Genomic DNA, 25,719 nt, shown 5'->3' on the forward strand with positions numbered 1-25,719 from the left:
ATAACAGAATCAGACAAGCCGAGGTTTCCCCCGGCTTGCCTGATTCGATAAATCCCATCACTATATGCTGTTATTTAATATCCAATTCAGGATAGAATCCATGAGTCAGCCAGTTCCCTGCCAGGACGGAGAAGTCTTCAAGAGTCACTTTGCAGTCCCCGTTGAGGTCCGCAGCAGGATTGCCATAGATACAGACATTCTTGCCGGTTTCGGCATAGAACAGGTCAACTACTTCCTCGGGACTCAGAGCATAGTTGAATGCCCGCACATCGTCCAGCAGACCATCGAGCCGTTCACCGATGCTGTTATTCCGACCAATATAGAAGGTCGCTGCCGGATTGTTGGCAGGCGTAAAGCCGGCATAGGCTTTCTGTAAACCATCCACATACATCCGTGCAATGCTGCGGTCAAAGGTAACCACGGCATGATGCCATTCGTCCTGCTTAATCAAATTGGCCGGTGTATCAAAAGAAGTCAGACCATAAGACTGCATCCGCAACGCTCCAGTTCCCTGAACCACCAGGAATTGCCAGTAGCTTTCATTCCCGGAAGCCCAGCCGTCGCGTTTGGCGGCAATCATACCAAAATCATTACCCACAACATCAAGGAACTTGACCCAGGCCGAAATGGAGAACGCCCCGGTCTCTTCGCTCGGATTGAAGGCGCCTGCGCTGGCACAACTGTTCGGGTCAGAGGTCTTGATCGCTCCATTGGCAACAGCATCGCTTGCACTGTTATCACCATTGACGATACCATCAGTAAAGACCGGTGTGCCATCCACAACCGCATCATGCCCCAGACCTGTTGCATCGGCATAGGAGGTGCCATCATAACTGGCAGCATCCAGAGTCCAGTGAGCCAGGGTCTTCTTGATATACAGATTGGCCGTCTTGGAATAGACAACAAACTGTGTGCTGTTGGCAACACCGCACAAATAGGCACCTTTATCCGCTTCAGTCACATTGTTCACCGTAAGCGTGGCAGTATTGACACCCTGATACTTGCTGCCTTCGGTCAATTGCACTTCATTGCCATCTTTTTCAGTATCCGGATCATAGTACCACTGATAGGTAATGGTGCCATTCAGCGGGTCAGTAGCGTCAACAGTAAAGGTTGCACTGCCGCCGAGGTTGGCGAACGCATCCACCGGCGATTCCGGATTGACCAGAACCAGGGTCGTCTTGGTGTTGAACCGCCAGACGCGGCCTGCCACGTTGTTCGGATCACCGGCCGGATAGACCCCACCGCCGGCTTTCTTGAGGGCTTCTTCTACCATCCAGTAATAGGTGGTATTGGCTTCCAGCGTTGGACTGTATGCCGTGGTTGCCACCGGCAGTGCCGTGGGGGTCAGAAGAGTCATCTGGCTGGGATGGGTTCCCATATAGACATAATGCCCCCCAATAGCATCCCAGGTCCCGACACCGCTGTTGGGATCCGCGCCGGTTTCCCAATCCAATTGAGCATTCAGCGGAACCTCTAAAGCTGCCTCGGCCGGGCTGACATACTTGGCCGAACCCGGCAGTTCCCGTTCCAGCAATTCCCACTCGCAAAAGCCCATCAGATTACCTGAACCATTATTCGCCGTCACATTCAGGCGATAATACGGATAGGCGACATTATTGGTAAAGGTAAATTCGCGACGCTGGTAACGCCCAGTCCAGCTTTCGCCGGTGCGAGTATCAATATCCGTCCAGAGGTTTCCATCAAAAGATCCCTGCAGGGTCCAGTTTTTCGGATCCCGCTCAGGGGCATCATTCGCCGAGGTAATCGCATACCCGTTAATGGCATAGGCCCCCTTGCCGAGGAACTGAAACACAAGCCAGCCGGTAACATTCCCGCTTGCAGTCAGCCATTTGCTTGTGGTAATCCTGTCCAGAACCAGGCGGGCGCTTTCGGTGTTGCTGATTTGACTACTCCAGTATAACTGGTAATAGGCGGTTCTGGGAATGCCGTTTTCAATCAGTTCCAATTCCGCAAACTGCATCAGATTGCTGCTGCCGTTATTGAGGGTCACATTCAGCCGATAGATGCGGTACGGGGTGGTATTGGTGCATTTGAAAAGTCGACGCTGGAACCGGGCGGCAAAACTCTGTCCGGTGCGACTATCCACCACTGTCCAGGTAGTCCCATCATTGGACCCCAGAAGCGTCCAATCCTTCGGATCACGGTCAGGAGCATCATTAGCTGAGGTAATTGCATACGAATTGATCGCAAAGGCCTGATTATTTGCGAATTCGTACTGAACCCAGCCTATGGGGCCATTAGCCAGCCATTTGGTATCAGCCCTGTTGTCAAACACCCAGCGGGGCGCTTCATGGTTACTGAACTGAGAGCTGCCGGTAATGACGCCGGGTTGAATCGTCCGGTCAATTACGGCCGCAGAGGCAATCCCTCCGATTGCCACTCCCAAAACCATCACCACAAGTTGCCATTTCAACCTACACATAATTAATCCTCCACAAAAAAACGTTAATAATTATACACAATGTATTCATTTGTGTATTACGCCAAACCAGATCCGAATCACTGCCTTTCCAAAACCAGGGATGGATCGGCAAACAACGTCCAATCCGCTGCATTTGCTGTCGCCTCCGTACAGGCCAGGGTCAGAAAGCGGTCGTTCCTCTGGATCGGAATCTCCACAGCCACAGCGCCTTCGGTCTTGTGATAATTTTTCCTGCAGAGCCTGGGCTGCCCATCCAGCAGCACAAAGAAATCCGCATCGGGATCACTCTGGCCGGCATCGACAATCGCTGTATCCGATATCCCATAGGTTGCGGTAAAGCTTTTGATCCCCACATTTTCAGGCAGTGTTTTCCGGATGGCATCCAGATCAAAGGTGATTCCCGCATTGCTGTGCATACATAATATGGATTGAGCCGAATAGCCTTTTAATCGCAGGGGACGGATATTGCTGGGGGTCACCATCCCCACCTCGGTACGAGGACCAATTGGAACATAGTAGGCGCTTGAGGTTGCCGGGAAGGAATACATATGACCAGCCGAGCTGACCTGAGACGCCCCATTCTCCCCATTTGGAACAAATACACCATCGACAAACGGATTATAAGAGATGCTCAGATAATCACCAGTCCCCTGCTCTTTCTTTTCAAACGCGGTCCAGTTCATCTGCCCTGTCAACAGATCGATACCCTGGGAATTCTGCGGGGCATCAAAACCATTTCCCCCGGTAATCAAACTGGTCAGATCCAGATTTTGGCCCTTCCAGACCCAGTTTTTTGCCGAATCAATCTGCCGTACGAATTGCATGGGGCGAAAGTCCACCTGGTTAACCCGTCCTGACATCGACACAAATCGGGCATTGAAGGATTCCAGAATATGACTGGATTTGGACTGATCCTGACGCCCGGCGATCAAAGATGCTTTGCCGCGATACAGATAGACCTCCGAATCGCCGCTGGGCAGAATGTGTACTCCAAACTCCGTTCCCAGGTCAATCACCGACGAGGATGGCGTTTCAATGGTAAAACCAATAGCCCTGTCGCACACTTTGGCATAAAATCTGCCACTATCGGCATACATCCGGTTTTCCGACTGGAATCGAAATCGGGCCGGGGACTCGACGATGATTTCTGCCCCGCTGTTGAGTTGAAATTTGACCAGACCGCTCTTGAGTTCACAGGGCTGTTTGGAGACATACATCACCGCCCCCTGCTGCACAGCCTCCTCATTGCCCCACCTGGCATCAATTAAATCCGTTACCACCGCAACCGAGGTTTTAGGGTCCGGCAAAAGGCGATTGACATAGCCAATCATAAAAAACAGAGCCGCTACAGACACAAATGCAATCAGTGCGGAAATTTTGTTGTATCGAATCAGAGACTGCCGAACCAGCCCGGCCTCTTCTGCAACGGAGGCGACAGGAATAGGCTTTTGAATTTCCACCTGGGGAGCTTTTTGTTCTTGTTCCAGCAGGGCATTCCACATCGCCAGATTCAGCGAACAATCGGACAAATCGGTAACTGCCGGCAGAATCGCTTCCGGACAGCTGAAATCATGGTCACGTAATACGCTCAGGGTGGTAATAAAATCAACATATTCCCGACGTGCCGCTTCGCTGCTTTCCAGCCATTGCTTCAGTTCCACCGCCTGATGATCAGTCATCGCACCCTCCATAGAGAGTACAATTAACTCATACAAATAGCGATTGTTCAGATTATTCATACACAGCTCCTGACTCCAGCAACGTCTTCTGGATACAGGCATGCAGCAGCGTCAGCAGAAATGCCATCCGCTTATAGAGTGTGTTGACCGATTGCTGGCGCCGGCTGGCGATATCCAGCATGCTGACTCCCTGGTGATATCGCAACTGAATAATCGCCGCATCCTGGCGGTTCATTTTCTTGATGCAGTCTTTCAACGCTGCTTTCTTCTGTTCACAGGCATCGGAAACATCTACCGTACGGGAGGCCAGTTTTTCAATGAGCACTTCATCCAGCTGGAAAACGGATTTTTTCCGGGTGTAATAATTCAAAATGCGATTTTTGGCAATCTGTCGTGCCCAGGAGATAAAACTGCGTTCTGGGTCGAATTGGTCGAATTTTGCCCAGAGAATAGAAGCTGTATCCTGGAAAAGATCTTCCGCGTCGGCATAATTGGGCACCAGTGTTAAAATAAACGCAAACAACTGGTTATTATGCTTCAGAAACAGAGAAAAAAACTCATCTTTATTCGACATCGACCAGCCCTCTGACATCAAAAATACCTGACTCCGTATACTACTTTTGGCCAATACCAAATTTTGTATTTTTTTATTGGCCGGGCTGTTTAATAAAAATCATAATACTCTTTTTTACAGGAACTTACAACTCAGCTATTTTTCAAAAAAAATCGCAAAAAACACAATGTACGCACTCTTTCATATCTCGCCTCCAATCTATGTTTCTGGCATCAGATGGCCAACCAGGGCATATATTTACTTGAGCCCGGTGATGCCGCCCTCAGCCGGAGGCCCATCTGAAGGGTCAGACTATCCTTGTACACCGCCTTTATCCACAATTCAAAAAGGCGGTTCCGAAATGATTTCGGAACCACCTGTACGCTAGATCGAGCTAATTGTCTAATTTGGAATTACAGATTGGGATAAAGTCCATCTGTCAGCCATTCCTGGGCCATCACCGAAAAGTCGTCAATGGTGACTCTGCAGTCCTGATTGATGTCGCCGACCGGGTTACCGTAAATACATACCGGGCTGCCGGTTTCGGCATAATACAAATCAACCACTTCTTCCGGCGACAAGGCATAATTAAAGGCCTTCAGGTCGTCAATCAGACCATCAAAACGCTCTCCTATGCTTTCATTTCTGCCAATCCAGAATTTGGCGTCGGGTTTGTTGGCCAGGGTAAAATTGCCCACGGCGGCCTGCAAACCATCCACATAAATACGGGCAATACCACCTTCGTAGGTTACCACGGCAAGATGCCACTGGTCTTTCTGTATCAGGTTGGCTGCCGTGTTCAAGGTAGTCCGATTCTGAGACTGCATCCGGACAATACCAGAGCTGGTCACCAGGAAAATCCAGTAGTTATTATCTTCAGACTGCCAGTTATCCCGTTTGGCGGCAATCATTGCACTGGTGACACCCTGTGTTCCCTGCCAGTTCACCCACGCTGAAATCGAGAACGCATTGGTTTCCGCACTCGGATTGAATCCGCCGGCATCCGCACAGCTGTTCGGGTCAGCAAAAGACACTGCACCATTGGCTACCGCATTATCGGCATTCTTATTACCATCAACGATACCGTTCGCAAAAGTGGGGGTACCAACCAGCACCGCGTGATGTCCCAGACCTGTTGCATCAGCATAGGTTGTGCCATTGTAGCTGGCCGCATCCAGCGTCCAGTGAGCCAGCGTTTTCTTGATATACAGATTGGCTGTCTTGGAATAGACCACAAACTGTGTGCTGTTGGCAACACCGCAGAAATAGGCGCCTTTATCCGTTTCAGCGACATTGTTCACCGTGAGCGTGGCAGTATTGACGCCCTGATACTTGCTGCTTTCGGTCAGCTGAACTTCATTGCCATCGGTCTCTGTGTCCGGGTCATAGTACCACTGATAGGTAATTATTCCTTGCAGCGGATCCTTGGCTTCAACCGTAAAGCTCGCACTGCCGCCGGGATGAGCAAAGGCATTGACAGGACTTTCCGGGTTGACCAGAACCAGCGTCGTCTCAGTGCTGAACCGCCAGACACGCCCGGCCACGTTATTCGGATCACCGGCCGGATAAACCCCACCGCCGGCTTTCTTGAGGGCTTCCTCGACCATCCAGTAATAGGTGGTATTAGCTTGCAACGTCGGGCTGTATGCCGTGGTTGCCGCCGGCAATGCCGTAGGTGTCAGAAGAGTCATCTGGCCCGGATGGGTCCCCAGATACACATAATGACCGCCAATGGCATTCCATGTCCCTGTACCGCTGTTGGGATCAATCCCAGCTTCCCAATCCAACTGAGCATTCAGCGGAACTTCGTAAACCGCCTCGCCAGGGCTGACATATTTGGCTGCACCCGGAAGATTGTTTTCCAGCAATTCAAATTCCGAAAAGCCCATCAGGTCGCCAGACCCATTGTTGGCGGTCACATCCAGCTTGTAATAGGAATATGCAACGGCATTGCTGAATTCAAACACTCGCCGCTGGAGACGATCCGTCCAGGTTTCATTCGTACGGGTGTCCAGGGGGAACCAGATTTTGCCATCATGCGAGCCTTGCAAAGTCCAGTTTTTCGGGTCGCGATCCGGGGCATCATTCGCCGAAGTAATCGCATACTGATTGATGGCATAAGCCCCCTTGCCGAGGAATTGGTACACAAGCCAGCCGGTAGTATTCCCCCCTGCCGTCAGCCATTTGCTACCCGTGATCCTGTCAAGCACCAGCTTTCCGCCTTCGTTGTTACTAATCTGACTGCTCCAGGAAAATTGATAATATGCCGTTCTGGAAATACCGTTTTCAATCAGTTCCAATTCGGAAAACTGCATGATGCCGTCACCGTTATTCTGGGTGACATTCAGCCGATACATCCGATAAGGCGTGGTATTGGTGCACTTGAAAACGCGACGCTGAAATCGGGCCACCCAGCTTTCATTGCTGCGGCTGTCCACAGCAGTCCAGGTGGTCCCATCGTTAGAGCCCAGAAGCGTCCAGGCCTTCGGGTCACGGCCGGGAGAATCGTTGGCCGATGTGATGGCATACGAATTGATTGCAAAGGCTTGATTGTTCAGAAATTCAAACTGTACCCAGCCTGTCGGACTCGTCGAGAGCCATTTGGTGTCCGTTCTGTTATCAAAAACCCATCGGGGGGCTTCATGATTGCCGAACTGAGAACTGCCGGTAATAATCCCCGGAATCGTCCGGTCAATTGCCGCCGCGGAGACAATCCCGCCCAGGATAACCAGACCTAATGTAACTGAAATGACTGCTTTTCTTCGTACCATGTTGTTTCTCCAATAAATCCATACAATAGTTTCGGTTGACTTCCGTTTGATACCCCCAAAACGCTGAACCACTCGTTGTTCCTCTCTGCACCACATCATCGCAAATTATCGATGTTGTGTATATTATCGCTAATTCAACAGGGCGAATCTATAGTGATTAAGAATCAATTATTGGATTATTGTAACTTGCAGGACGGGTTTTTTAGATGTATAGCCAGGATTCATTCAGTGAAGCTTTCCTTATGATGAGCTATTCACAACGATGAACCAGCGGCTCTATTCCAGGGGGAGGTGAGCAGCTCTATCTTAAATTGGATACAATACGCCGAAATATATCGGAAATTATTTGGCCTTGGCACAAAAGATCCAGTCGGGAAGGACATCATACCTGATTTTGAACAAAAAGGACTGCAGACAACAGGCTAGATTAAGGACCTCTGATGTTCTGTTTAGCACCCAGATTAGAGCGATTTAACGGACCCAACAATGAGACAGCGTACCTGTATGACAAACTGCCAGCCGAAAGAGGTTATTTTGCTGCCGGATACAAGTCAGGTGACCAACACTCTACCTCCAGGCAAAGCAACCGGTGATGTTCACGGCTCAACCGCTCGCCGGGGATCCCCCTTTTTGTCCGGCCGTAAACGGCCAATGCCCAAATCCGCCTGGGTCAAAAAAGCAACAGCCAAGAATCTGAAGTCAAATTCCCAGGGACTTGACTTCTGCTGCCAGGGACTTGATGAATGATTTTGTTGTGCGTGTCTGAGACCCGGATATGAACACGGTCTGGCAGAGATGGGAGCAAACCTAAGAACCGCACGGACACACTATTTGGTACCACCTCCCCATACAAAATCAGAATCGGATCGACGAACACATCTGGAACCCTCCCATCACAGGAAGAGATCACCCAGACAAAACTCACAATCGCTTGTTATATTTCGTTTTTTTCATCCATCCACACAAACAATTTTTTCGTTTTTCAATTTTTTCCTGCTTGTGCGGAATGACATCAAGATTTCGGCATTCGGAAGACTGCCAAATCGCAATCACCAAAATCATTCTCTGCCATATATTGCATTCATTGACCTGTTTGAAAGAATTCTCGTCAATTTGTATTGGCGCTCAATTGCATCCTCAGAATGGTCTATAGCCTGGTTGGAATCCCATGGCGTTGACTCCAAAGTCTTCTGGAATCGCCGGTTAAGTCAAAAAAACCGTCAAGAAAATTGAACTCTGTGACGATGTTTATATAATAACTATAAAGGAAATAAAACCTGTACAGGTATATCTCGGATAAGTTGTGAAAGGAGGTGAACAGACTATGGCAAAGAAAGCTGCGAAAAAGAAAGTTGCGAAAAAAGTCGTAAAGAAAGTTGCGAAGAAAAAAGTCGCAAAGAAGAAAGTCGCTAAAAAGAAATAAGTTTGAGCTTTTAGAAAAGCACAAACACCCAACAAAAAGGAAAGTTTCCCTGCCACGGCGAAACTTTCCTTTTTTGTGCAACAACATCCGATCTCGTATCCTTCCCTGACTGTCAGTCCTCACCGACAACAATACCAATGGAGTCGGCGATATCGAGCAACGCCGTGTCCTGGCGGTAGTCAGATTCAGCATTACAAAGTTGAGACAATCAATGCTGCCAACAGCACTGGGTTTGACAGTCCATATCATTAGTGCCCCGGCCCACATACCGTCCCGGAATCTGGGGATTCAAGCACCACGGTATCGCCTAATAGAACTCTTAGGATAATCAGCAATACCCTAAATTATCGGATACAGCCTGTCTTTTTTGGGCATTAATCATCCTATTCTCCTTCAGGAAAGTACAAAAAATCAAGTTGCATCATGTAACAGGTCGGCTATAATTAACATAAGTAAAGCAAATAAGTTAAGGGTGGCTCTATACATTGCTTTTGAGCGGCAAAAAGAGGATTTTTGTTTACTGGCAAGGAAGGCAAAAGCCGCCAGAGACAAATAGAGTCCTTTGGCCGCCAAAATGAATTGGTAGAGGGCCCCTTAAGATTCCAAGAGCAAAGCAGTGACTGGATAGAAACGTACGTATAGACTCATTATGGAAAGATTGTGTCATGGCAGGAACATTTTACACTCTTCAGGAAGCGGCGCAAAAGCTCGGAAAAACAGAGTCCCAGGTTAGAGAACTCATCAAAGAGGGTAAAATCCGCGAGTACCGGGATGGAACCAAAGTGCTTTACAAACAAGATGAAATCAACAAGCTCGCAGAAGAGTCTGACACCATTGATCTGGTTGCTGATTCGGAAATCGGCCTGGAACTGGAAAAAACCGCCGAAATCAAACTTGAGCCGGATATCAGCCCGGATTCCTCCAAAAAGCCCGATAGCGAAGGCGGGTTTGGGCTAAGCCAGATGGGCGATTTGACCATGGCCGACACCAATGTCGGCACTGTCGGCATCAATGTTCTCGGCGACACGGATGATCATTACAAAGTGACCTCGGATACCAAAGCCGAAACCAAGGCGGCAGAACTGGAAGAGGTCGAAAGCCTGGATGCAGATGCCAACCTGGAAAGTGTAGGCAGCGGCTCCGGCCTGCTCGATTTGTCCCTCCAGGCCGACGACACCTCGTTGGGTGCGGTCCTCGATGATATCCTGCCGACCGGGCCGGATATCCCTGCTCAGGCCGAGGCCGCCGCTCCGGTGGATTTTGCCAAAGAGGCCGAAGGCCTGCTGCATGAACCCGGCGGGGCCGGCGAAGCCGCCGGGCCGATTGCGGCGGCTCCCGTCGCCGCAATCAGTAACGGCGTCACGGTTCCAGGAGCACAATTAGTCGCGGTTGCCCCTCCGGACCCAGCTTCGAACATCTATGGCATAATGATGTTTTTCCCCTTATTAGCACTGATATTGGCCGGAATCGCCACGACCGCTGGTCTGCGAGGGATACTGCCTTCCATTGTCAAGTTCCTATCCTACCAGGGACTTGCCGACATCAATTGGGGGTTTATCATCGCGATTGTTCTGCTGCTGACAGTGATTGTCTTTTCGGTCTTTGCCATGCTGGCTGCCGGAAAAGGCCAGGGCAAAACTGATGTGTATCAGAAAAAACCATAGTCCCAAAATTGAAATAAATCGATTCATTTTGCCGACATAAAACATAAGATACGTAATTTTAAAGCCCGCATCGACAGTGTTCAGCCTGTCAGCGGGCTTTTCACAAGGGATTGAACTTTCTGGAAAGGAAAAAAAACAAATGAAAACAAGCAGGATGTGGGTATTAGCAGTATTAGGGGTCGTTGCTGTGGCGGGAACCGGTTGCGTTTCTCAGGCTCAGCTGGATGACCTGAAGGCTCAAAATCGGATTCAGCAGGACCGGATTGCTCAATTGGAAAGCCAATTAGGTGATTGCAACCAGACTCTGGATCAAAAAAATAAGGAATTGCAGGCTTTGACCGGCAAGAGCGGAGCTGACCTGCAAGCTAAAAATGCATATATCGCGGCCCTCGAAGCCGACCTGGAACAGAAAAAAGCCATGATTGCCAAGCTACAGGAACAGCTCCTTCAGGGCGGCGCCCCCCTGCCCATGGAAATGAATGTCCTGCTCAAGGATTTTGCCGGCAAAAACCCCGACCTGGTCAGTTTTGATGAAGCCACCGGTTCACTGAAATTCAAAAGTGACCTGTTGTTCAACCCCGGCAGTGACGAAGTCGCAGCCTCTGCCGTCAATGCCTTGAAAACCCTGGCTGGCATTATGAATCAGCCCGAGGCCAAGCAGTTTGACATGGTCATCGTCGGCCATACCGATGACCTGCGAATCAGCCGGGCCGATACGAAACAGAAGCATCCGACAAACTGGCATCTGTCGGTACACCGTGCCATTTCTGTGCTGAATATTCTGGCGCAGAATCAAATTTCTGAAGAACGGATGTGTGCCAAAGGCTATGGCGAATTTCGCCCTGCCGAACCCAACAAGCCCAACAAACAGGGTAATCCGGTCAACCGTCGTGTTGAAATTTATATCATCCCAAGCAGTCGCTAACCCTGGAAATGGAAAAAACATTAATTATTATCAAACCCGATGGGGTGCAGCGGCGCCTCATCGGGTTGATTATAAACCGGTTTGAACGCAAAGGCCTGCAGCTGGTCGCCGCCAAACTGATGCATATTTCGGAGTCTCTGGCACGCCGTCATTATGCCGTCCACGAAGGTAAACCGTTTTTTGAAAGCGTTACCCGATACCTGAGTTCCTCGCCTTCTCTGGTCATGGTATGGGCAGGTCCCGGGGCAATTCAAATATGCCGCAAACTGATGGGCAAAACCTTTGGATGTGAAGCCGAGCCGGGAACTATCCGCGGCGATTTCGGGTGCAGCCGTGGCTACAACCTCGTTCACGGCTCAGACAGCCCCGAATCTGCCGCCTATGAGATCGGCCTGTATTTCTCCCCCGAAGACATCCTCACGTATCCGATCTCCGACGAACCTTGGGTTTATCACAATAATCAATAACCCTCTGGCTCACCGATTCGATTCCCAGTGGTCTCAGACCGGAACACATGTCAAACGTTGCCGCAAATTACTGCGGCAGCCCTGACAGAATGCTATCCAGCTCTGTCTGTTCCTGCGAACTCAATCCGCCCAGCTTTTGAGACAATTCTTTAGCCTTGAGCAGCTCTTGGCGAGCCTCCTTAACCTTGTTTAATTTGGCATAACATTTTCCAAGGCGGAACGTACTGGCGGTCAGCTCCGGCTTAACTCGTGTCATTTCGGTATAGAGTTTTGTGCTTCGTAAAAAGTCCTCCGTTGCTTTCTGGTAATCTCCCAGCGTCATATAGATTACCCCGCGCGTATCCACAAGGTCTGCATAGTTCGGGGTAATCTGAAGGACTTTATTGGCCAGTTCCAGCGCCTTTTCCGGCTTTTTCTGATGCTGACACAGAATCCACGCCAGATTATTGGCGGCAATCGCCTGGGTCGGGTCCAGGGCCAGCGTCCGTTCATACATCTTGGCAGCCTGGTCAATATAATCCTGCCCATGATACAGCATCGCCAGGGTAAATACCGCCTGCACGTTCTGGTCATCTTTATTCAATAAATCATTAAGCATCTGCTCGGCCTGTTTGGCAATGGCAGCATCCTTTTTAATATCAATCCGCTGCAACACCACACTAATCGCCATCGCCGCAGAACGTTGAACCTCCGACTTGTCCATCCCTTCTCGAAGAGCGGCCTGAATCCCTTCAAGGGCCTTTTTCTGGTCACCCGCAGAACTGTAAAGCTGAGCACAAACCAGCTCGGTTTGAGCTTTTTCCCGGTCCGCCATCGACTCACGAAGCAGCTCAATATCTTTTTTGGCTTCCTCAAGGCGTTCCAGGCCAATCAGAGTCTGACACCTCAGAATATAGGATGCAGGGGTATTCAATTTGGCCACAACATCATTACATAACTGAAGTGCCTTATCATTCTGGGCCTGAGCCATATAAAGCTGGACTTTCGCCGCCAGCGCCGGCATCGATTCCGGCTGTCCGGCCAGAAGCTGGTCAATCAACTGCTCAGCCTTGACATAATCCTGCTCACGGATTTTCACTAACGCCAGAGCAAGCTGACGATCCTGATCCTGCGGCGATTTCTCTAATTCTTTCTCCAGAATATCCGATACCGAGGTCAACTGCCCCTGACGCATGAAATATTCCATTTCAAGCTGTTTGAGGCGTGAATCCTGGTAGCCTTTGCGGGTCAGCCCCGTCAGGATTTCGTAGCCCTGACGATATTCATTATTGCGATACAGGGCTGCAATCACTACCACCGCCGTATTCAAATCCTCCGGATCTCGACTTAACGCTTCCAAATACGATTTCAGGGCAAGCTGACGGTTGGCAGATGCCTCATGCGTTGCCGCCAGCAGAAGAATACACTGACGGTCATCGGGATAGGACCGGAGCACCTCACTTAAAAGATCCACAATCTGAGTATAGTATTTCTGTTTCTCAAAGCGGGTAAACCACAGCCGAGCCTGTTCATACCGCCATTGCCGCCCCTGCTGACCTTCAATCTGCTTAATCTGATCGATCCATTGCTGCAGTGTTTCGGGCTTTTCGGTAGCCATTCCCGCATCCAGCAGCTTGCGAAGAACCGAAATCTGATTTGGATTCTCCTTCGCCAGAGTCTTCAACGCTTCGTATGCCTGTTCACGCTTGCCGGTCAGAGTCTGGATATTGATTTTCTCCATCGCCGCATCCAGTTTGCCCTGGGGCTGATCGGTCCTGGCAATAAAATCATCCAGCGTTGCCACGGCTCCGCCGACATCCCCCTGCCGCATTTGAATCAGCACCAGCACCCGCGTCAGCTCCCAATTAGGCATGCTTGCCGTCGCCTTGCGAAGCAGTTCAGCCGCTTCCGCTGTTTTGTTTTCCGCAATCAGATACTCGGCCTCAATCATCGTCGCCTGGGGGTCATTTGGAAAATGCTGCTTGATATGGGCAGCCTGCTGCGCCGCCAGGTCTTTGTTTCCGGATTGCAATGCAGCACGGAACAGCATCGCGCGAATAGACAATGAATCCTGCTGCTGGAGAATCTGAGTGATATCTTTAATTAACATATCCCAGGAATCATCCGACACAGAGGCCGAAGACAGTCGCTGAAGCCGCGTTTGCAAAATCAGTGCTCCGGTCTCGGCACTTTTGGGATTAAGCAGCAAGGCTTTTCTTAAATGAGTCATCGCCAGAGTCCATTGCCGCTGGCGGGCCATCAAATCGCCGGCCAGAAGTTGTGCCCGGAAGGATTCGCTTTGCGTGTTCAAATATGCACTGATGATTGTCGAAGCTGCCAGAATATCCCCGCTTTGAACCAAAGCATTCGCGGTACGAATCGCAGTGTCTTCATCCTTACGACCCAGCTCATAGGCCTTGCGAAACGATCTGGCTGCAAGCCCCCAGTCTTTGTCTTTCTCAGCAATCACCCCTTCGAGATAAACCAGAACCACTTCATTGACCTGAGCCTGGCGAAGCTTGTCCACACAGTCTTTCGCCCGGTCGGTCTTCTGTCCCTGAATAAACAACTCCGCAGCAATCGGCAAAAAGTCCGTCGCATCTTCACCAAGGGCCTTGAGTCCTTCTTCGGCAATTGCAACCATCTGTTCTGACTTGCCGGCCGCCAGCACCATCCGCGCCCGAAGCAGCCAGGCGGATATATTCGCAGGCTCTTTACTGAGAACATTTTGCAAAATTGCTTGGGTTTGTTCAGGTTGATTTGCCTTAAGCCATGCCTCCGCAAGGAGTATTTTAACATCGGTTTTATCCAGATCACATTTGCCGGCCTGGGTCAAATCCTCGGCGGCCTCCTGCGGTTTGCCCGAACGAATACGATAATTGGCCCGCTGGATATACGCAACGGCGGATGTCGGGTTTTTCTCGATAGCCTGCGTCAAATAAAGCTCGGTCTGAGCTGCATTCCCGCTTTGCTGCTCGATAACCTGAGCCAGCAAATCATAGGCAGACACCAGTGTCGGATCATCCTTGAGCACCTGATTGAGCTGTTCAATCGCCTTGTCATACTGTTTTTGCTGAATCAAGCAGGCCGCCAGCAGCTGACGAATTTCGGCATGATTCTGCTTTTCAAGAAATCGTTCCGCGGTAAGCTGGCCTTCCCCCGGCAGACCGGCAATCCACAAATAGATTCCAATCAGATTTTTGGCTGCCTCGACATTTTCACCCTGACGCAAAATAGCACGATATGCATTGACTGCCTGATTGAGATTGGCCTGCTTGACGGGTTTAGTGTTCATCTGGGCCTGAGCATATTTGAGAAGCATGTCCGTATCAGTCGGGTGCACCCCCAGGTATTGTCCCAGATACTGAGCCGCTTCGGGCCACTGTTTCTGTTCAAAGGCCGCAAGCCCCTTCTCCTTGCCGATCTTGGCACGATAATTACGGTTCCATCCCCGCAGTCCCAGGACTGTTAATCCCAAAACCACAAGTGACAACACCAATACAATCAGCAGCGTCCAATTGACTTTCAGCCGAGCCATAGCTTTCTCCCTGTTTCAATCCTTCGGACAACGATTAACCAAATTGTTTAAGGAACTGATGCAGCAGGTGCAGCACCGTTCGTACACAAATCCGCACATCCATCCATAAATTTAAATTGCGGACATATTCCATATCATAATACACCCACTCCTGAAAATCCATCCCGATTTTTCGGGTTCGGTTGATTTGCCATAACCCCGTAATCCCAGGACGCACTGAAAGACGCGCATCCCGCCATGCCGGACAAGTCCGATTTTCACGCTCCGGCGACGGGCGTGGCCCCACCACACTCATCTGCCCCAATAAAACATTGATAAACTGGGGAATTTCGTCAATACAGGTATCCCGCAAAAATTTGCCTATCCCCGTAATCCGAGGGTCATCTTCGATCTTGAACTGAGGCCCATCCACCTGGTTCACCACCCGCAGTCGTTCCTGCAGAGCATCCGCCTGCACAATCATCGTTCTGAATTTAAGACAATTAAACTCAACCCCATACTGCCCCTGCCGACGGGCCGGATAAAATACAGGTCCCGGCGAAGTCAATTTAATCACAGCCGCCACAATCAAAAAAATAGGCGTCGATAAAATCAAAACCACCAGCGAAAACACAATATCGGCAATACGCTTCAGGCCCCGTGCATAAGACAAAACCGGCCACCGCCGAAAGGACTGGACATCATCAGCTGCTTTGAAGGGATATGACGACGCTGCCAAAAGACCTGACTGGGATGCACAGTCCTGCTGTGTCCAGACGACTCGATTTCGAATCACCGTACCCGACGCAATCTTTACACCAGGTCCGATTACTGCGTTCTTGACAATTGCCCCCGCGTGAATTGTCACACCATCACATAGAATGACAGGGCCTGTCAAAATCACATCGGGATCGACGTTCACATGCTGTCCCAACAGTATGGTTCCGGCCGCACGGATGGATTCAGGCAAATCCTTCCGCTGGGGGACCTCACATTCCTCAAAAGCCTCATCCGATAACAACGTCAGCAGCCCTTCTTCGCTGTCCAGATCACATGACGTCCCGGCCGCACTGAAATGAAGACATTTGGCCCCGGCTTGACCGGCATGTTGAAGCCAGGTTTCCATATCGGACATTTGAGCCAGGGATGGCTCTTGGGCCAGCAGCCGCCGATGAATCAGAAGATGATGCGGCTGTCTTGGCGCCTCAATTCGGGGTTCAATTCCATCATAATAGGGTCTGCTGACACCGGCCAGATACCCTTTGTCCGTCAGACGAGCCGTCTCATAAAATGCCGACAATTCCTCCGCCGCCTGAATGGTAATCACATCAGCATCGATACCTCCGGCGATGGTATCAAATACCTCCGACGACAGGGTCGTCAAAAACCGGGCATTATGAATCAGCAGATAATTTGAACCAGATGGGGCCCCATCCAGATTTGTCGCAATTCGCCCGCCAAACACACCAGGTACGGCTGCGCGTTTATCTCCCTGCAAAAAGGGGATCAGGAGTTTCGTCGGTCCCCATTCCCGGCGAGTTTGCCTGGCCAAAAAAACCGTCCACAGGTTGTCTCGGCCCGGCACATCAGCAGCCAGCCGATTCCATAGCCTCAACCTGCCTGCACTCCCATACATCTCAGGGAATATCAATAGCTGCATAGACTCAGACTTCCATCCTGATCATAACAATGTTTGTTTCGGGGCAGCGAAATCCAGCATCTTGAATCACTCGCTTCTTTGACTCGTGAAATGACTCGTATAGGGAGCATATCGAGTCCTGATTATGCCGGTTTCTCATCGTGCGATTTCTCCGCCGCATGAGACAGCAGCAGAAAATCTGACTGTTCCTTTTTCGGCTTCCGTTTGGCTTCCGGACGCTGATGATAGCCATACCCGTAGCCGTAACCGTAACCATAACGACGGTAGTTCTGGTGCAGCTTGACATTATTCACCACAGTCCCCAGAACACGAATGCCTGCCAGATTGATCCGCTCAATGGCCTGCCGTATCTCCGGATGCGAGGTCCTGCCCACAAAGCTCACCAGCACGATGCCGTCGGCCATCTTGCCCCACAGCAGTGCATCGGCAAAGGCCAGTACCGGCGGCGTATCAATGATCACCACATCAAAATGATTAGCCAGATCCCGAATCCGCTGAATCGTGGATTTCTGACTGAGCAGATCCGCGGCATCCGTCGCATTTCGCTCATCCGCCGCCAGGATCGACAGGCCATCCCCGTTAAGACTCGTCAGCACTTTATGAATGTCTGCCCCAAATAGATAGTCCTGAAGTCCGCGATTATGCTCGGGCAAATCCAGCTTATAGGCAATGTCCGGCTTGCGAAGGTCACCGTCAATCAGAAGGGTACGCTGACCAGCATGGGCAAAGCTGGTGGCAAGATTAATCGAAAACGTCGTCTTGCCGTCGCCCTTGCCGGCACTGCTGACAACAATGATTTTATGTGCCTCTTCGCTCATCAGGCTCAGGTTGGCCCGAATCGCCTGGAAGTCATCCACCAGTTGCTGGCCCAGCAATTTGCGATCTATTTCTCTCGGACAGGTTGTCGTCCCGATAATCCGAACCCCAATTCGACGGGGCACTTCTTCCGGTGCATGCAGACGCTTATCAGCCTTCTCCAGCAGAAACGCCAGACCAAAACTCAGAGCAAAACCAGCAAACAACGAAGCCGCCACGATTTTCTTCAGTTTGCCTTCAACCGGAATACTGTTGGCCTGAAATGCGATGGAAATCCGCGCCGGACGTTTGCTTTCAATAACCAGTTCCTCAATACGACGAACCACTTCATTATACCGCGTCTTGGTCTGCTCGAGCTGTTCTTTCTCATCATCAATATTAAACTGCCGCCGTCCCAGATTGATCGTGGCCAAATCCTGTTCATTGATCTTGTCAGTCAGCTTCTTTTCATATTCGGTCATCTGGATCAGTTCGTTTTCCAGTTCCGAGAGTTTGCGTTGCTGGGAACGGGCCTGTTCCATCTGCAGATTCGCCTCCACCTGCAAGGAGACTTCCTTAAGCTTTTCATCATATCGCTGCTGCAGTGTCCGCAGCATCTCACGCCGACGCCGCATTTCCGGGTGGGTATCCACCATATTCTGCTGACCGGCATTGACTAATTCTTCATACCGTCGAATATCCGTTGCCAGAGCCTGAATGGCAGGGTCAGACTGGATAATCGCCGACTTGCGGCTGATCAGTTCATAAGACAATGGCTCATTCGGCTCACTATTTTTGTGGATGGCAATCTGGCTTTCCAGTGCCATCTTGCGAATATTGATCGTAATCAATTCTTTTTGAAGACTGGCCACCTGCTCAAACATCATCTGCTGACGCGGAGTTAATTCCCCGGAACCAAATTCGTCCACCAGCCGGCGAATGGTCTCCCGCTGGCTGTCCATCTTGATTTGCAGATTCTTGCGTTCCTGTTCCAGGTTGCCCAGCTTGGTATCTTCACCTTCTTTTTCCGAACTGACGGCAATGGTTTTATAATTCTGAATAATCGAATTGAGAATTTTCTCCGATTCGTGGTAATACTCTGCCGGGCTGGACATTTCCAGCAAAATCAAGTTACTGTTTTTTTGAGGCTGGATAATGATTTCCCCATTTGCCACCGCCTCACGCAGCCGCATGCGAGGGTCAGTAACACCTTCAAAAAACTTTAGCCCCTGATTGTACAGTTCATCCGCCACACGATTCAAAACGACATCGCTGGACATCACCACCGCCTGGGTGTTTTTGAAGGCATCATAATTCGGAAGCGGTCGCTCGGAGTCGGCATTTTTATACAGAATCGCCGGGATAATCGGAGCAATCTCAATAGCCGCCTGCGTCTTGTACTGCTTACCGACAAACCGCAGCGCCCCCGCCAGCCCGCCGCCCGACACCGGCAGCAGAATCAGCACAATCAGCAGCCAACGCCGCTTAAGCATCCCCGCAATATCAAATCCCGCCTCCATAGGCGGCGGATACGTTTCGGCTCCGCTTTCATACTGGACAATCTGCTGATTGCCGAACTCTAAATCCTGCCTGGCTTGATTATCATTCATAAGGAATCCTTTGATTTTCTATAGACCATATCAGAAACCGGCTGCTCAATCAGCCGCTGCTCATAAAACAGCTTCGACAGCAGCCATAGCTCACTAATCGCAATACACAGTGCCACCGGCATCATCGCCAGTCCGCCGTAATCATGAAACGCTTTTTCCCACCGCTCACTGGTAATCATCGTAAAGGCAATCGAGGTTACCGCAAGCCGCAGCGTGTTGCATAGCAGTGCAATGGGAATGCTCGATACCAGCAAAATGATTTTTTGAACACAAGGCCGTTCCGAAATCAAGACCACCAGGGCCGAGACCACAATAAATGCCGTCAGCATCCGAAGCCCATTGCATGCCTCGGCTACCGCAACCATCGTTCCATTCAGATTAATCACATTGCCCTCACGGATGACACTGAATCCAACTGTCTCCAGCACAAATACCGCCGATGCCGTCGCCCATTGCTGCAGGGGTTCAGCCACATAATTCTGAACCCGGTTCGGCAGCGGCAGCATCAAAAACAAAAACAGCAGGACAGACCCTATCCGCAGCATCACTCGGTATCCTAAAATCAGCAGACACAGGGCAATCACCGTCAAAATCATCGACATATTTTCCAAAGAGCCAAACATATAATACAGGCCAAAAAACCGCAGGCCCTGAGCAAACAGCAGCAAGCCGACGCCTGACCAGATCGCCGGATAGAATCCGCTGTTGAGCACACGTTTGCGTCGCATCCACACCACTACCACTGCCAATATCGGAACCAGCATCCCGCTGGAATACTCATCACTGCTAACCCATATTTTCCACAAATCCAGAAACGTCGGAACCGCATACGCACCCAGCAGACAGCACACCAAAGCAATCGTGCCGGCTATGAGTGCAGTCTTGCCCTGGGGAACCGCAAGATACTCAGCCAAAGTCTTTTTCGGCTTATGCCTTTGCCAACTGAATCGATTCATCTGACCTGCACACCAGTTCATCAGACGCCCCGACCATCCCTCTTCCTGGACAAGCAGCTTTTCCTGACATAAAGAGTCCGATTTGACAACCTTATTCGAATCCACAAGACTCCTTTCAATCAGACAACCCGGTCCAATTTGAGCACCGTCCCAGATCACACTCTGATCGATTACGGCACCCTCGCCAATCTTGCTTTGCCGACTTACCACGGCCGGCCCAATAATGACTGCATGATCTTCAATACAAACATTATCGCCTACAACAACCGGACCGATGATTCGACTCGTCGGTGAAATCCTGACATTTTCACCTATCCGCACTCCCGACCCGTCCTCACCGGCTTTATCGGGTGCTGATTGCCCCCCTATGACCGGCTGGGAAATAAATTGACTCACAACATCAACATAATCCCGCCAATTTCGATAACTCCGATACGAAACATCCAGCAATCCCACACCAATGGCCCTGCCTGCCCGAACAAGTTGCGGAATCAGGCCTTCTTTCAAATCGCAATAGCCTGTCTCTGGAATAAAGTCCACAATGGACTTCTCACACAGATAAAGCGGAGCCGACCTGCCTGGAGATTGACCATCTTCCTTTGGATAAAAAAATACAGTCATCTCGGAATCGCGAGCACAATGTTGAGCTATTAAATCGTGAATGTTGGGAGCAGGAATAAACATGGTTTGCAATACGATCAAAAGCTCATCCTGACCTTCCCGGAACACATCCTTTAAACATCCCGCCGTCCCTCTGGGCAAAGTCTCAGATTGATATTCTACCTCCAGCATCGCAGGCAGGTTCACCGCATTTTGGATGTCCTGCCCCTGTTCATCGCAGCAAATTACAAATCGACGAAATCCCTGCAGGAAAATCGCTTCAATCATATATTGAAGAGCAGGCTTGTCGATTATTGGCCAAAGAGCACGATTCATCCGCGTTGCCAGCGGACATCGACCAAAATCCCTCCCGCCGACAAGGATTACTACCTTCACCTGTTCATTTGTGTAGGTCTTAGACAATTATGCTCCAAAATTATAGCCGACTCTTGATATCCTGTATTATCAGCTCAAGCGTCTGTTCCAGACCAAACTCCGGCCGGTACCCAATCGCTTCCTGAATACGCTTTAAGCCGGGCACGCGACGTATCATATCGTCAAATGGCTTGCCATATGCCTGCTCATACGAAAGATACTTTTTTTCACTCCGGCTGCCAGTCAGTCCGATAACCATATCCGCAAGCTGGTCAATCGTGATTTCCCGGTCGCTTCCCAGATTAAATACACGCCCTGCCGTATCCGGATTCGCCATCAATTGCCCCAGGGCGCGGACCACATCATAGACACAACAGAAACATCGGCTTTGCTGGCCGGTACCATAAATCTCAATCGGCTCATTTTTTAAGGCTTTTTCGACAAATCTGGGCACAACCATTCCATATTGTCCGGTTTGTCGAGGTCCCACCGTATTAAACAGCCGGACTATCACCGCCTCCAGCCCGTATTGCTGGTGATACGCCAACGCCAGAAACTCATCAATCGCCTTGCTGCAGGCGTATGACCACCGGCTAAAACGCGTACTGCCCAGGACTGTATCATCATCTTCGTAAAAGGGAATCGCTTCGCTTTTGCCATAAACCTCGCTGGTGGAGGCAATCAGCACTTTCTTCCGGAATTTGTTAGCTACTGCCAGCACGACTTCAGTACCGTGAATGTTGGTTTCAATCGTATGAACCGGCTGCTCGACAATCAGTTTAACCCCCACCGCTGCCGCCAGATGAAAAATACTGTCGCACTGCGGCACCAGCACATGCAGCGTCTGGCTGTTGCGGACATCCTCCTGCACAAAACTAAACCCTTTGCGATTCAGCAAATGACGTATATTGCCCAGACTGCCTGTACTGAGATTGTCTAAGGCAATCACCGAGTGCCCCTGCTCCAGCAAATGTTCTGCCAGATGTGACCCGATAAAACCTGCACCGCCTGTAATGAGAATGTTCATATCACCTACTGCCGTATTTTATGTTCACTTCTGCTGCTATTTCTCAGTTGCCCCGCAATAGCCTCCCCCGTCAGGCAGGACAACGATCAAATTACTTGCTTCATCATGCCGCGAAAGCAACTCAAGCCTCCGTGCCTGAGGTCAATTCCATACCGAAGGCATTCTGCTGATATTCCCTTGCGACATCAAACATCCATCGGATATATCGGCTAATTGTACACTCTTTTTAGGAACAATCCAGTGTTATTCCCAAAGCCCCCCCCTTTATAATGTGCCTGTTTTTCCCCCAAAAAAACAGCCTGGTCCAGCAATGGACCAGGCTATGTTTTTTACGCTGCCACACACCAATCCCCGTTGGGGATTACTGGTCTTTGAGCCAGACGGTGGAACCGCCTGAACGACCCCGGCGCCGCTGCGGGTCAGGCACTCCGGTATTGCCGCCGCCCACGGCATCCGGGCCGCCGAATTCGCCGCGACTGGAACCGGCCTGCTCATCGCGGTTCTGGCGGGCGTAGTACGGGATTGCCAGAAATGACGAATGGTCAGCAAATGTGCCTTTGATGATATTCACTCCGCCCAGCAAATCCGGCTGCCACTGGAGTGTTAATTCCGATTTGGGATCAAGCACTTTGGTAATATCCTGATCCACACGTTCGGCACAGTAAATCAGCGGTCCAACCCGCAGGGCAACCCGTCCTCGCGTGGCGGCAATTTTGTCAATCCCCTTGATACGCTGGATTTTTATCGGCAGAACCAGTTCGATCTTGTCGCCGGCTTTCCAGGTTCTGTCGATGGCCGCATAGCCTTTGTCGATCGCCGGGGTGACGGGTGTGCCGTTGACTTTGATGGACACAATCCCATCCGCATCGGGGGTGCTGGAATACAAATCGCTGACACTAAGATTTGGGACGCGAATTTTGACAGCAAATTGGGATTCTTTGGCGGGATTGACCGTAATCGCCACATCGCCGCTCCAGGGATAATCGGTTTTCTGAACCATCGTAACGTCAGTCCCTGCCACCTCGCCCACTTTCATCGTGCTTCCGATAAACAGGTTCACATAGACACTGTCTTTATCCTTGACATACGTCCAGGTCGGAAGCATCAGCAAAACGCGGGGGATATTGCCGACACAGCACGGACAGACATGCCAGGGGTAACGCATACCGCGAGTCTCAAGCGGATTTTGATAATAGAAGTTTTTGCCTTCCAGATCAATCGAGCCTAACAAGGCATTATACAGGGTTTCTTCGTACAGGTCGGCATATCGCGCATCATGATAAGCCAGGTTCAGTTTGTGCTGGAAGAAAATCTCGCCGCAACTGGAACAGGATTCGCAATAGGCATTATGCGGCAGCGAATAATTGGGACCATAGCCCTCCGAAGTTTCTCCGCTTCCGACGCCGCCGGTCACATAATATTTTTTATTGACGATATTATCCCACAAGGACATCACAGCACTCTGGTAATCGGTATCGCCGGTTTCCATGGCCACATCCGACATCGCAGCATACGAATACGTGGCACGCACGGCATGGCCTACGGCTTCGTACTGCTGAATCACCGGCAGGTGACTCTGGTCATATTCGCTGCCGTCTTTGCGGCAATCCAGCAGGAATTTCGCCAGTTGGATATATTTATCGCCGGCCCCTTTCCCTTCTACGTCATTCACAAATCGACCGAAACGAACCAGGGCAATCTCCATTTCCTGGTGGCCGTCATACCATTCTTTTTTAGGTGCCGGCCCAATGTTATTGTACCAGCAATCCGCCAGCCTTTTGGCCGCTCGATACAGCCGGTCATCCGACCTCTCGGTCAGCATGTAATGCGCAATGGCACATTCCAGAAAATAACCCGCGACATAGCCTTCATGATCACCGCGATATTCGGGCGACCAGCGTTTGCGATTGCTCAGAGTAAAGGCCGTCTGAAGATAACCATCCGGTTCTTGAGCAGCCAGAATCTTGGGAATCCAGTCCTCGAGGGTCTGTTTCATCGCCTTCTGGGCCTCAATGATTTCCTTGTCACCCTGCGGATCCACCATCAGAGCAACACAGATGGACTCAATGGTATTATAAACCCAGGCATTGGAGAAAACATAACCGCGGTGAGGTCCGGCGGGTTTGCCGGCCAGCTTGTTGGCAGCGTCGATAAAATTATTAATGCCGCCTTCTTTGACTTCGGGGTCGGAAATTTTAGCGATGCAATGAGGAATCCAATTGACAATCAGTGCCTTAGCCCGGCTGTTCCATAGCGAGCTATCCAGCGTATAAGCTCTGGTATCAATCAGGCTCAGATGCGTTGCCGGCGGAGGGGCAATCACTTTGGTCATTAAAGAATCAGAGGCAGACAACGTCCCCCTGGCTGCCGTCAACTGGAGAACATAGTCGCCAACGTCTGAAAAGACCGCCGTCGTTTCGGTCCGGGCTGCATCTGCAAAGGTCACTGTGCCGGGGCCGGAAATTTTGGACCAGGTGACTTTCACATCTCCGCCTTTGCCTTGCAGGGTCTTGACATGGCCGGACAGATAAGTCTTGCCGCCCAGAACCACCACACGGTCAACACCCGCTTCAACAGAGGGCGGAAAGTCCGGAGATTTGCCGGAATCATAGACTTTCCATTCCAAAATACCGGTCGAAAACGTGCCATCAGAATCCATTTCAAGCTTGAGCTTGGAGGTGGTAACTTCGTCAAAGGTAGTGGTATTGTACCGGTTTTCTTCGACGCCCAGGCCGGAGGGGTTGGGGACGGGAACAAACGCCTTTCCATCCCAATACAACAGACGACAGGCTTTTGGCACGCGAATACCCTGGCGGTCCGCCCACCAGTACACATCGATTTTATTGACACTGACAGGCTGGCTCCAGTCATATTGAACCCACTGTGTTCCGGTGCGATTCCAGTTGCCATAGGAGCCCCGACGATTATCGAGGGAGCGTCTTGGATCATAGCCGTCATTGAGAGCCTCCAGAGACGTGTCTCCCGATACGTACGAGCTGGATGGCACAGCAACCAGGGCTAAATTGACTGCTCCCGCAGATTGTGATTCGGGTGCGGATTCGGCATACACCATGCAACTGACCCAAAGCATGCTTGCCACAAGAAATGAACTGCTGGCGGGGAATGGACCGTGTCTCATTGAGTTCTCCTTAAATCATCATTTGTAATTTATAGCTATACCACATCCAGATAACCCAGAAACCATCACTGCTATGCTATACTATACTGTATTGCATCTAAGGTCAACAGATGAGTTCAAACCCAAATAAGTT

At 50.6% G+C, this 25,719-nt stretch carries 13 protein-coding genes; 3 read left to right on the forward strand and 10 right to left on the reverse strand.

The window, feature by feature from the left end; translation table 11 throughout:
* Positions 1-70: 70 nt before the first annotated feature.
* The 4 genes from ACQ9LF_RS07615 to ACQ9LF_RS07630 form a co-directional block, all read right to left on the reverse strand.
* The gene (locus tag ACQ9LF_RS07615) at positions 71-2,446 is read right to left on the reverse strand and encodes a LamG-like jellyroll fold domain-containing protein (RefSeq protein ID WP_462488790.1); all 2,376 of its coding nucleotides are present in this window, start codon (positions 2,444-2,446) and stop codon (positions 71-73) included.
* A gap of 77 nt (positions 2,447-2,523) precedes the next feature.
* On the reverse strand, positions 2,524-4,185 hold the full coding sequence (locus ACQ9LF_RS07620) for an NPCBM/NEW2 domain-containing protein (RefSeq protein ID WP_462488791.1): 1,662 nt from the start codon (positions 4,183-4,185) through the stop codon (positions 2,524-2,526).
* Positions 4,178-4,699 carry a sigma-70 family RNA polymerase sigma factor gene (locus ACQ9LF_RS07625; protein ID WP_462488792.1) on the reverse strand — a complete coding sequence of 174 codons (522 nt, stop codon included), beginning with the start codon at positions 4,697-4,699 and terminating at the stop codon, positions 4,178-4,180. Before ACQ9LF_RS07625 ends, ACQ9LF_RS07620 begins: the two co-directional genes overlap by 8 nt.
* Positions 4,700-5,091: 392 nt before the next feature.
* Complete coding sequence (locus ACQ9LF_RS07630; protein WP_462488793.1) at positions 5,092-7,449, reverse strand: LamG-like jellyroll fold domain-containing protein; 2,358 nt, start codon at positions 7,447-7,449, stop codon at positions 5,092-5,094.
* Between the two features lie 2,088 nt (positions 7,450-9,537).
* On the opposite strand from ACQ9LF_RS07630, the gene ACQ9LF_RS07635 reads away from it, so the two are divergent.
* The 3 genes from ACQ9LF_RS07635 (at position 9,538) to ndk (ending at position 11,928) form a co-directional block, all read left to right on the forward strand.
* The gene (locus ACQ9LF_RS07635) at positions 9,538-10,536 is read left to right on the forward strand and encodes a helix-turn-helix domain-containing protein (protein WP_462488794.1); all 999 of its coding nucleotides are present in this window, start codon (positions 9,538-9,540) and stop codon (positions 10,534-10,536) included.
* Positions 10,537-10,675: 139 nt separating this feature from the next.
* A complete protein-coding gene (locus tag ACQ9LF_RS07640) occupies positions 10,676-11,461 on the forward strand; it encodes an OmpA/MotB family protein (protein WP_462488795.1) in 786 nt (261 codons plus the stop codon).
* Positions 11,462-11,469: 8 nt separating this feature from the next.
* Positions 11,470-11,928: a nucleoside-diphosphate kinase gene (ndk, locus tag ACQ9LF_RS07645; protein WP_462488796.1), complete on the forward strand. Its 459-nt coding sequence runs from the start codon at positions 11,470-11,472 to the stop codon at positions 11,926-11,928.
* Positions 11,929-11,995: 67 nt separating this feature from the next.
* Here the strand turns inward: ndk and ACQ9LF_RS07650 are convergent, their stop codons facing one another.
* The 6 genes from ACQ9LF_RS07650 to ACQ9LF_RS07675 all read right to left on the reverse strand — a co-directional run bounded on the left by ACQ9LF_RS07650 (position 11,996) and on the right by ACQ9LF_RS07675 (position 25,586).
* Positions 11,996-15,445 carry a tetratricopeptide repeat protein gene (locus ACQ9LF_RS07650; RefSeq protein WP_462488797.1) on the reverse strand — a complete coding sequence of 1,150 codons (3,450 nt, stop codon included), beginning with the start codon at positions 15,443-15,445 and terminating at the stop codon, positions 11,996-11,998.
* A 34-nt stretch (positions 15,446-15,479) separates the two neighbouring features.
* Entirely contained in the window at positions 15,480-17,084 is a 1,605-nt protein-coding gene (locus ACQ9LF_RS07655; protein ID WP_462488798.1) for a sugar transferase, read from the reverse strand.
* Between the two features lie 122 nt (positions 17,085-17,206).
* A complete protein-coding gene (locus ACQ9LF_RS07660) occupies positions 17,207-19,489 on the reverse strand; it encodes a polysaccharide biosynthesis tyrosine autokinase (RefSeq protein WP_462488799.1) in 2,283 nt (760 codons plus the stop codon).
* A complete protein-coding gene (gene xrt, locus ACQ9LF_RS07665; protein ID WP_462488800.1) occupies positions 19,486-21,441 on the reverse strand; it encodes an exosortase in 1,956 nt (651 codons plus the stop codon). The genes ACQ9LF_RS07660 and xrt overlap by 4 nt, the downstream gene beginning before the upstream one ends.
* 40 nt (positions 21,442-21,481) lie before the next feature.
* On the reverse strand, positions 21,482-22,447 hold the full coding sequence (locus ACQ9LF_RS07670; RefSeq protein WP_462488801.1) for an NAD-dependent epimerase/dehydratase family protein: 966 nt from the start codon (positions 22,445-22,447) through the stop codon (positions 21,482-21,484).
* Positions 22,448-22,808: 361 nt separating this feature from the next.
* Positions 22,809-25,586, reverse strand: a complete 2,778-nt coding sequence (locus ACQ9LF_RS07675) for a beta-L-arabinofuranosidase domain-containing protein (protein ID WP_462488802.1) — start codon at positions 25,584-25,586, stop codon at positions 22,809-22,811.
* Between the last annotated feature and the right edge of the window lie 133 nt (positions 25,587-25,719).

Source organism: Anaeroglomus insulsum, assembly GCF_050689095.1.
Taxonomy (GTDB): domain Bacteria; phylum Planctomycetota; class Phycisphaerae; order Sedimentisphaerales; family Anaerohalosphaeraceae; genus Anaeroglomus; species Anaeroglomus insulsum.

Excerpts from the sequence above, each read along its gene's own strand:
- ACQ9LF_RS07615 (WP_462488790.1), bottom strand. The coding sequence starts at position 2,446 with ATGTGTAGGTTGAAATGGCAACTTGTGGTGATGGTTTTGGGAGTGGCA.
- ACQ9LF_RS07620 (WP_462488791.1), bottom strand. The coding sequence starts at position 4,185 with ATGAATAATCTGAACAATCGCTATTTGTATGAGTTAATTGTACTCTCT.
- ACQ9LF_RS07625 (WP_462488792.1), bottom strand. The coding sequence starts at position 4,699 with ATGTCGAATAAAGATGAGTTTTTTTCTCTGTTTCTGAAGCATAATAAC.
- ACQ9LF_RS07630 (WP_462488793.1), bottom strand. The coding sequence starts at position 7,449 with ATGGTACGAAGAAAAGCAGTCATTTCAGTTACATTAGGTCTGGTTATC.
- ACQ9LF_RS07635 (WP_462488794.1), top strand. The coding sequence starts at position 9,538 with ATGGCAGGAACATTTTACACTCTTCAGGAAGCGGCGCAAAAGCTCGGA.
- ACQ9LF_RS07640 (WP_462488795.1), top strand. The coding sequence starts at position 10,676 with ATGAAAACAAGCAGGATGTGGGTATTAGCAGTATTAGGGGTCGTTGCT.
- ndk (WP_462488796.1), top strand. The coding sequence starts at position 11,470 with ATGGAAAAAACATTAATTATTATCAAACCCGATGGGGTGCAGCGGCGC.
- ACQ9LF_RS07650 (WP_462488797.1), bottom strand. The coding sequence starts at position 15,445 with ATGGCTCGGCTGAAAGTCAATTGGACGCTGCTGATTGTATTGGTGTTG.
- ACQ9LF_RS07655 (WP_462488798.1), bottom strand. The coding sequence starts at position 17,084 with ATGCAGCTATTGATATTCCCTGAGATGTATGGGAGTGCAGGCAGGTTG.
- ACQ9LF_RS07660 (WP_462488799.1), bottom strand. The coding sequence starts at position 19,489 with ATGAATGATAATCAAGCCAGGCAGGATTTAGAGTTCGGCAATCAGCAG.
- ACQ9LF_RS07670 (WP_462488801.1), bottom strand. The coding sequence starts at position 22,447 with ATGAACATTCTCATTACAGGCGGTGCAGGTTTTATCGGGTCACATCTG.
- ACQ9LF_RS07675 (WP_462488802.1), bottom strand. The coding sequence starts at position 25,586 with ATGAGACACGGTCCATTCCCCGCCAGCAGTTCATTTCTTGTGGCAAGC.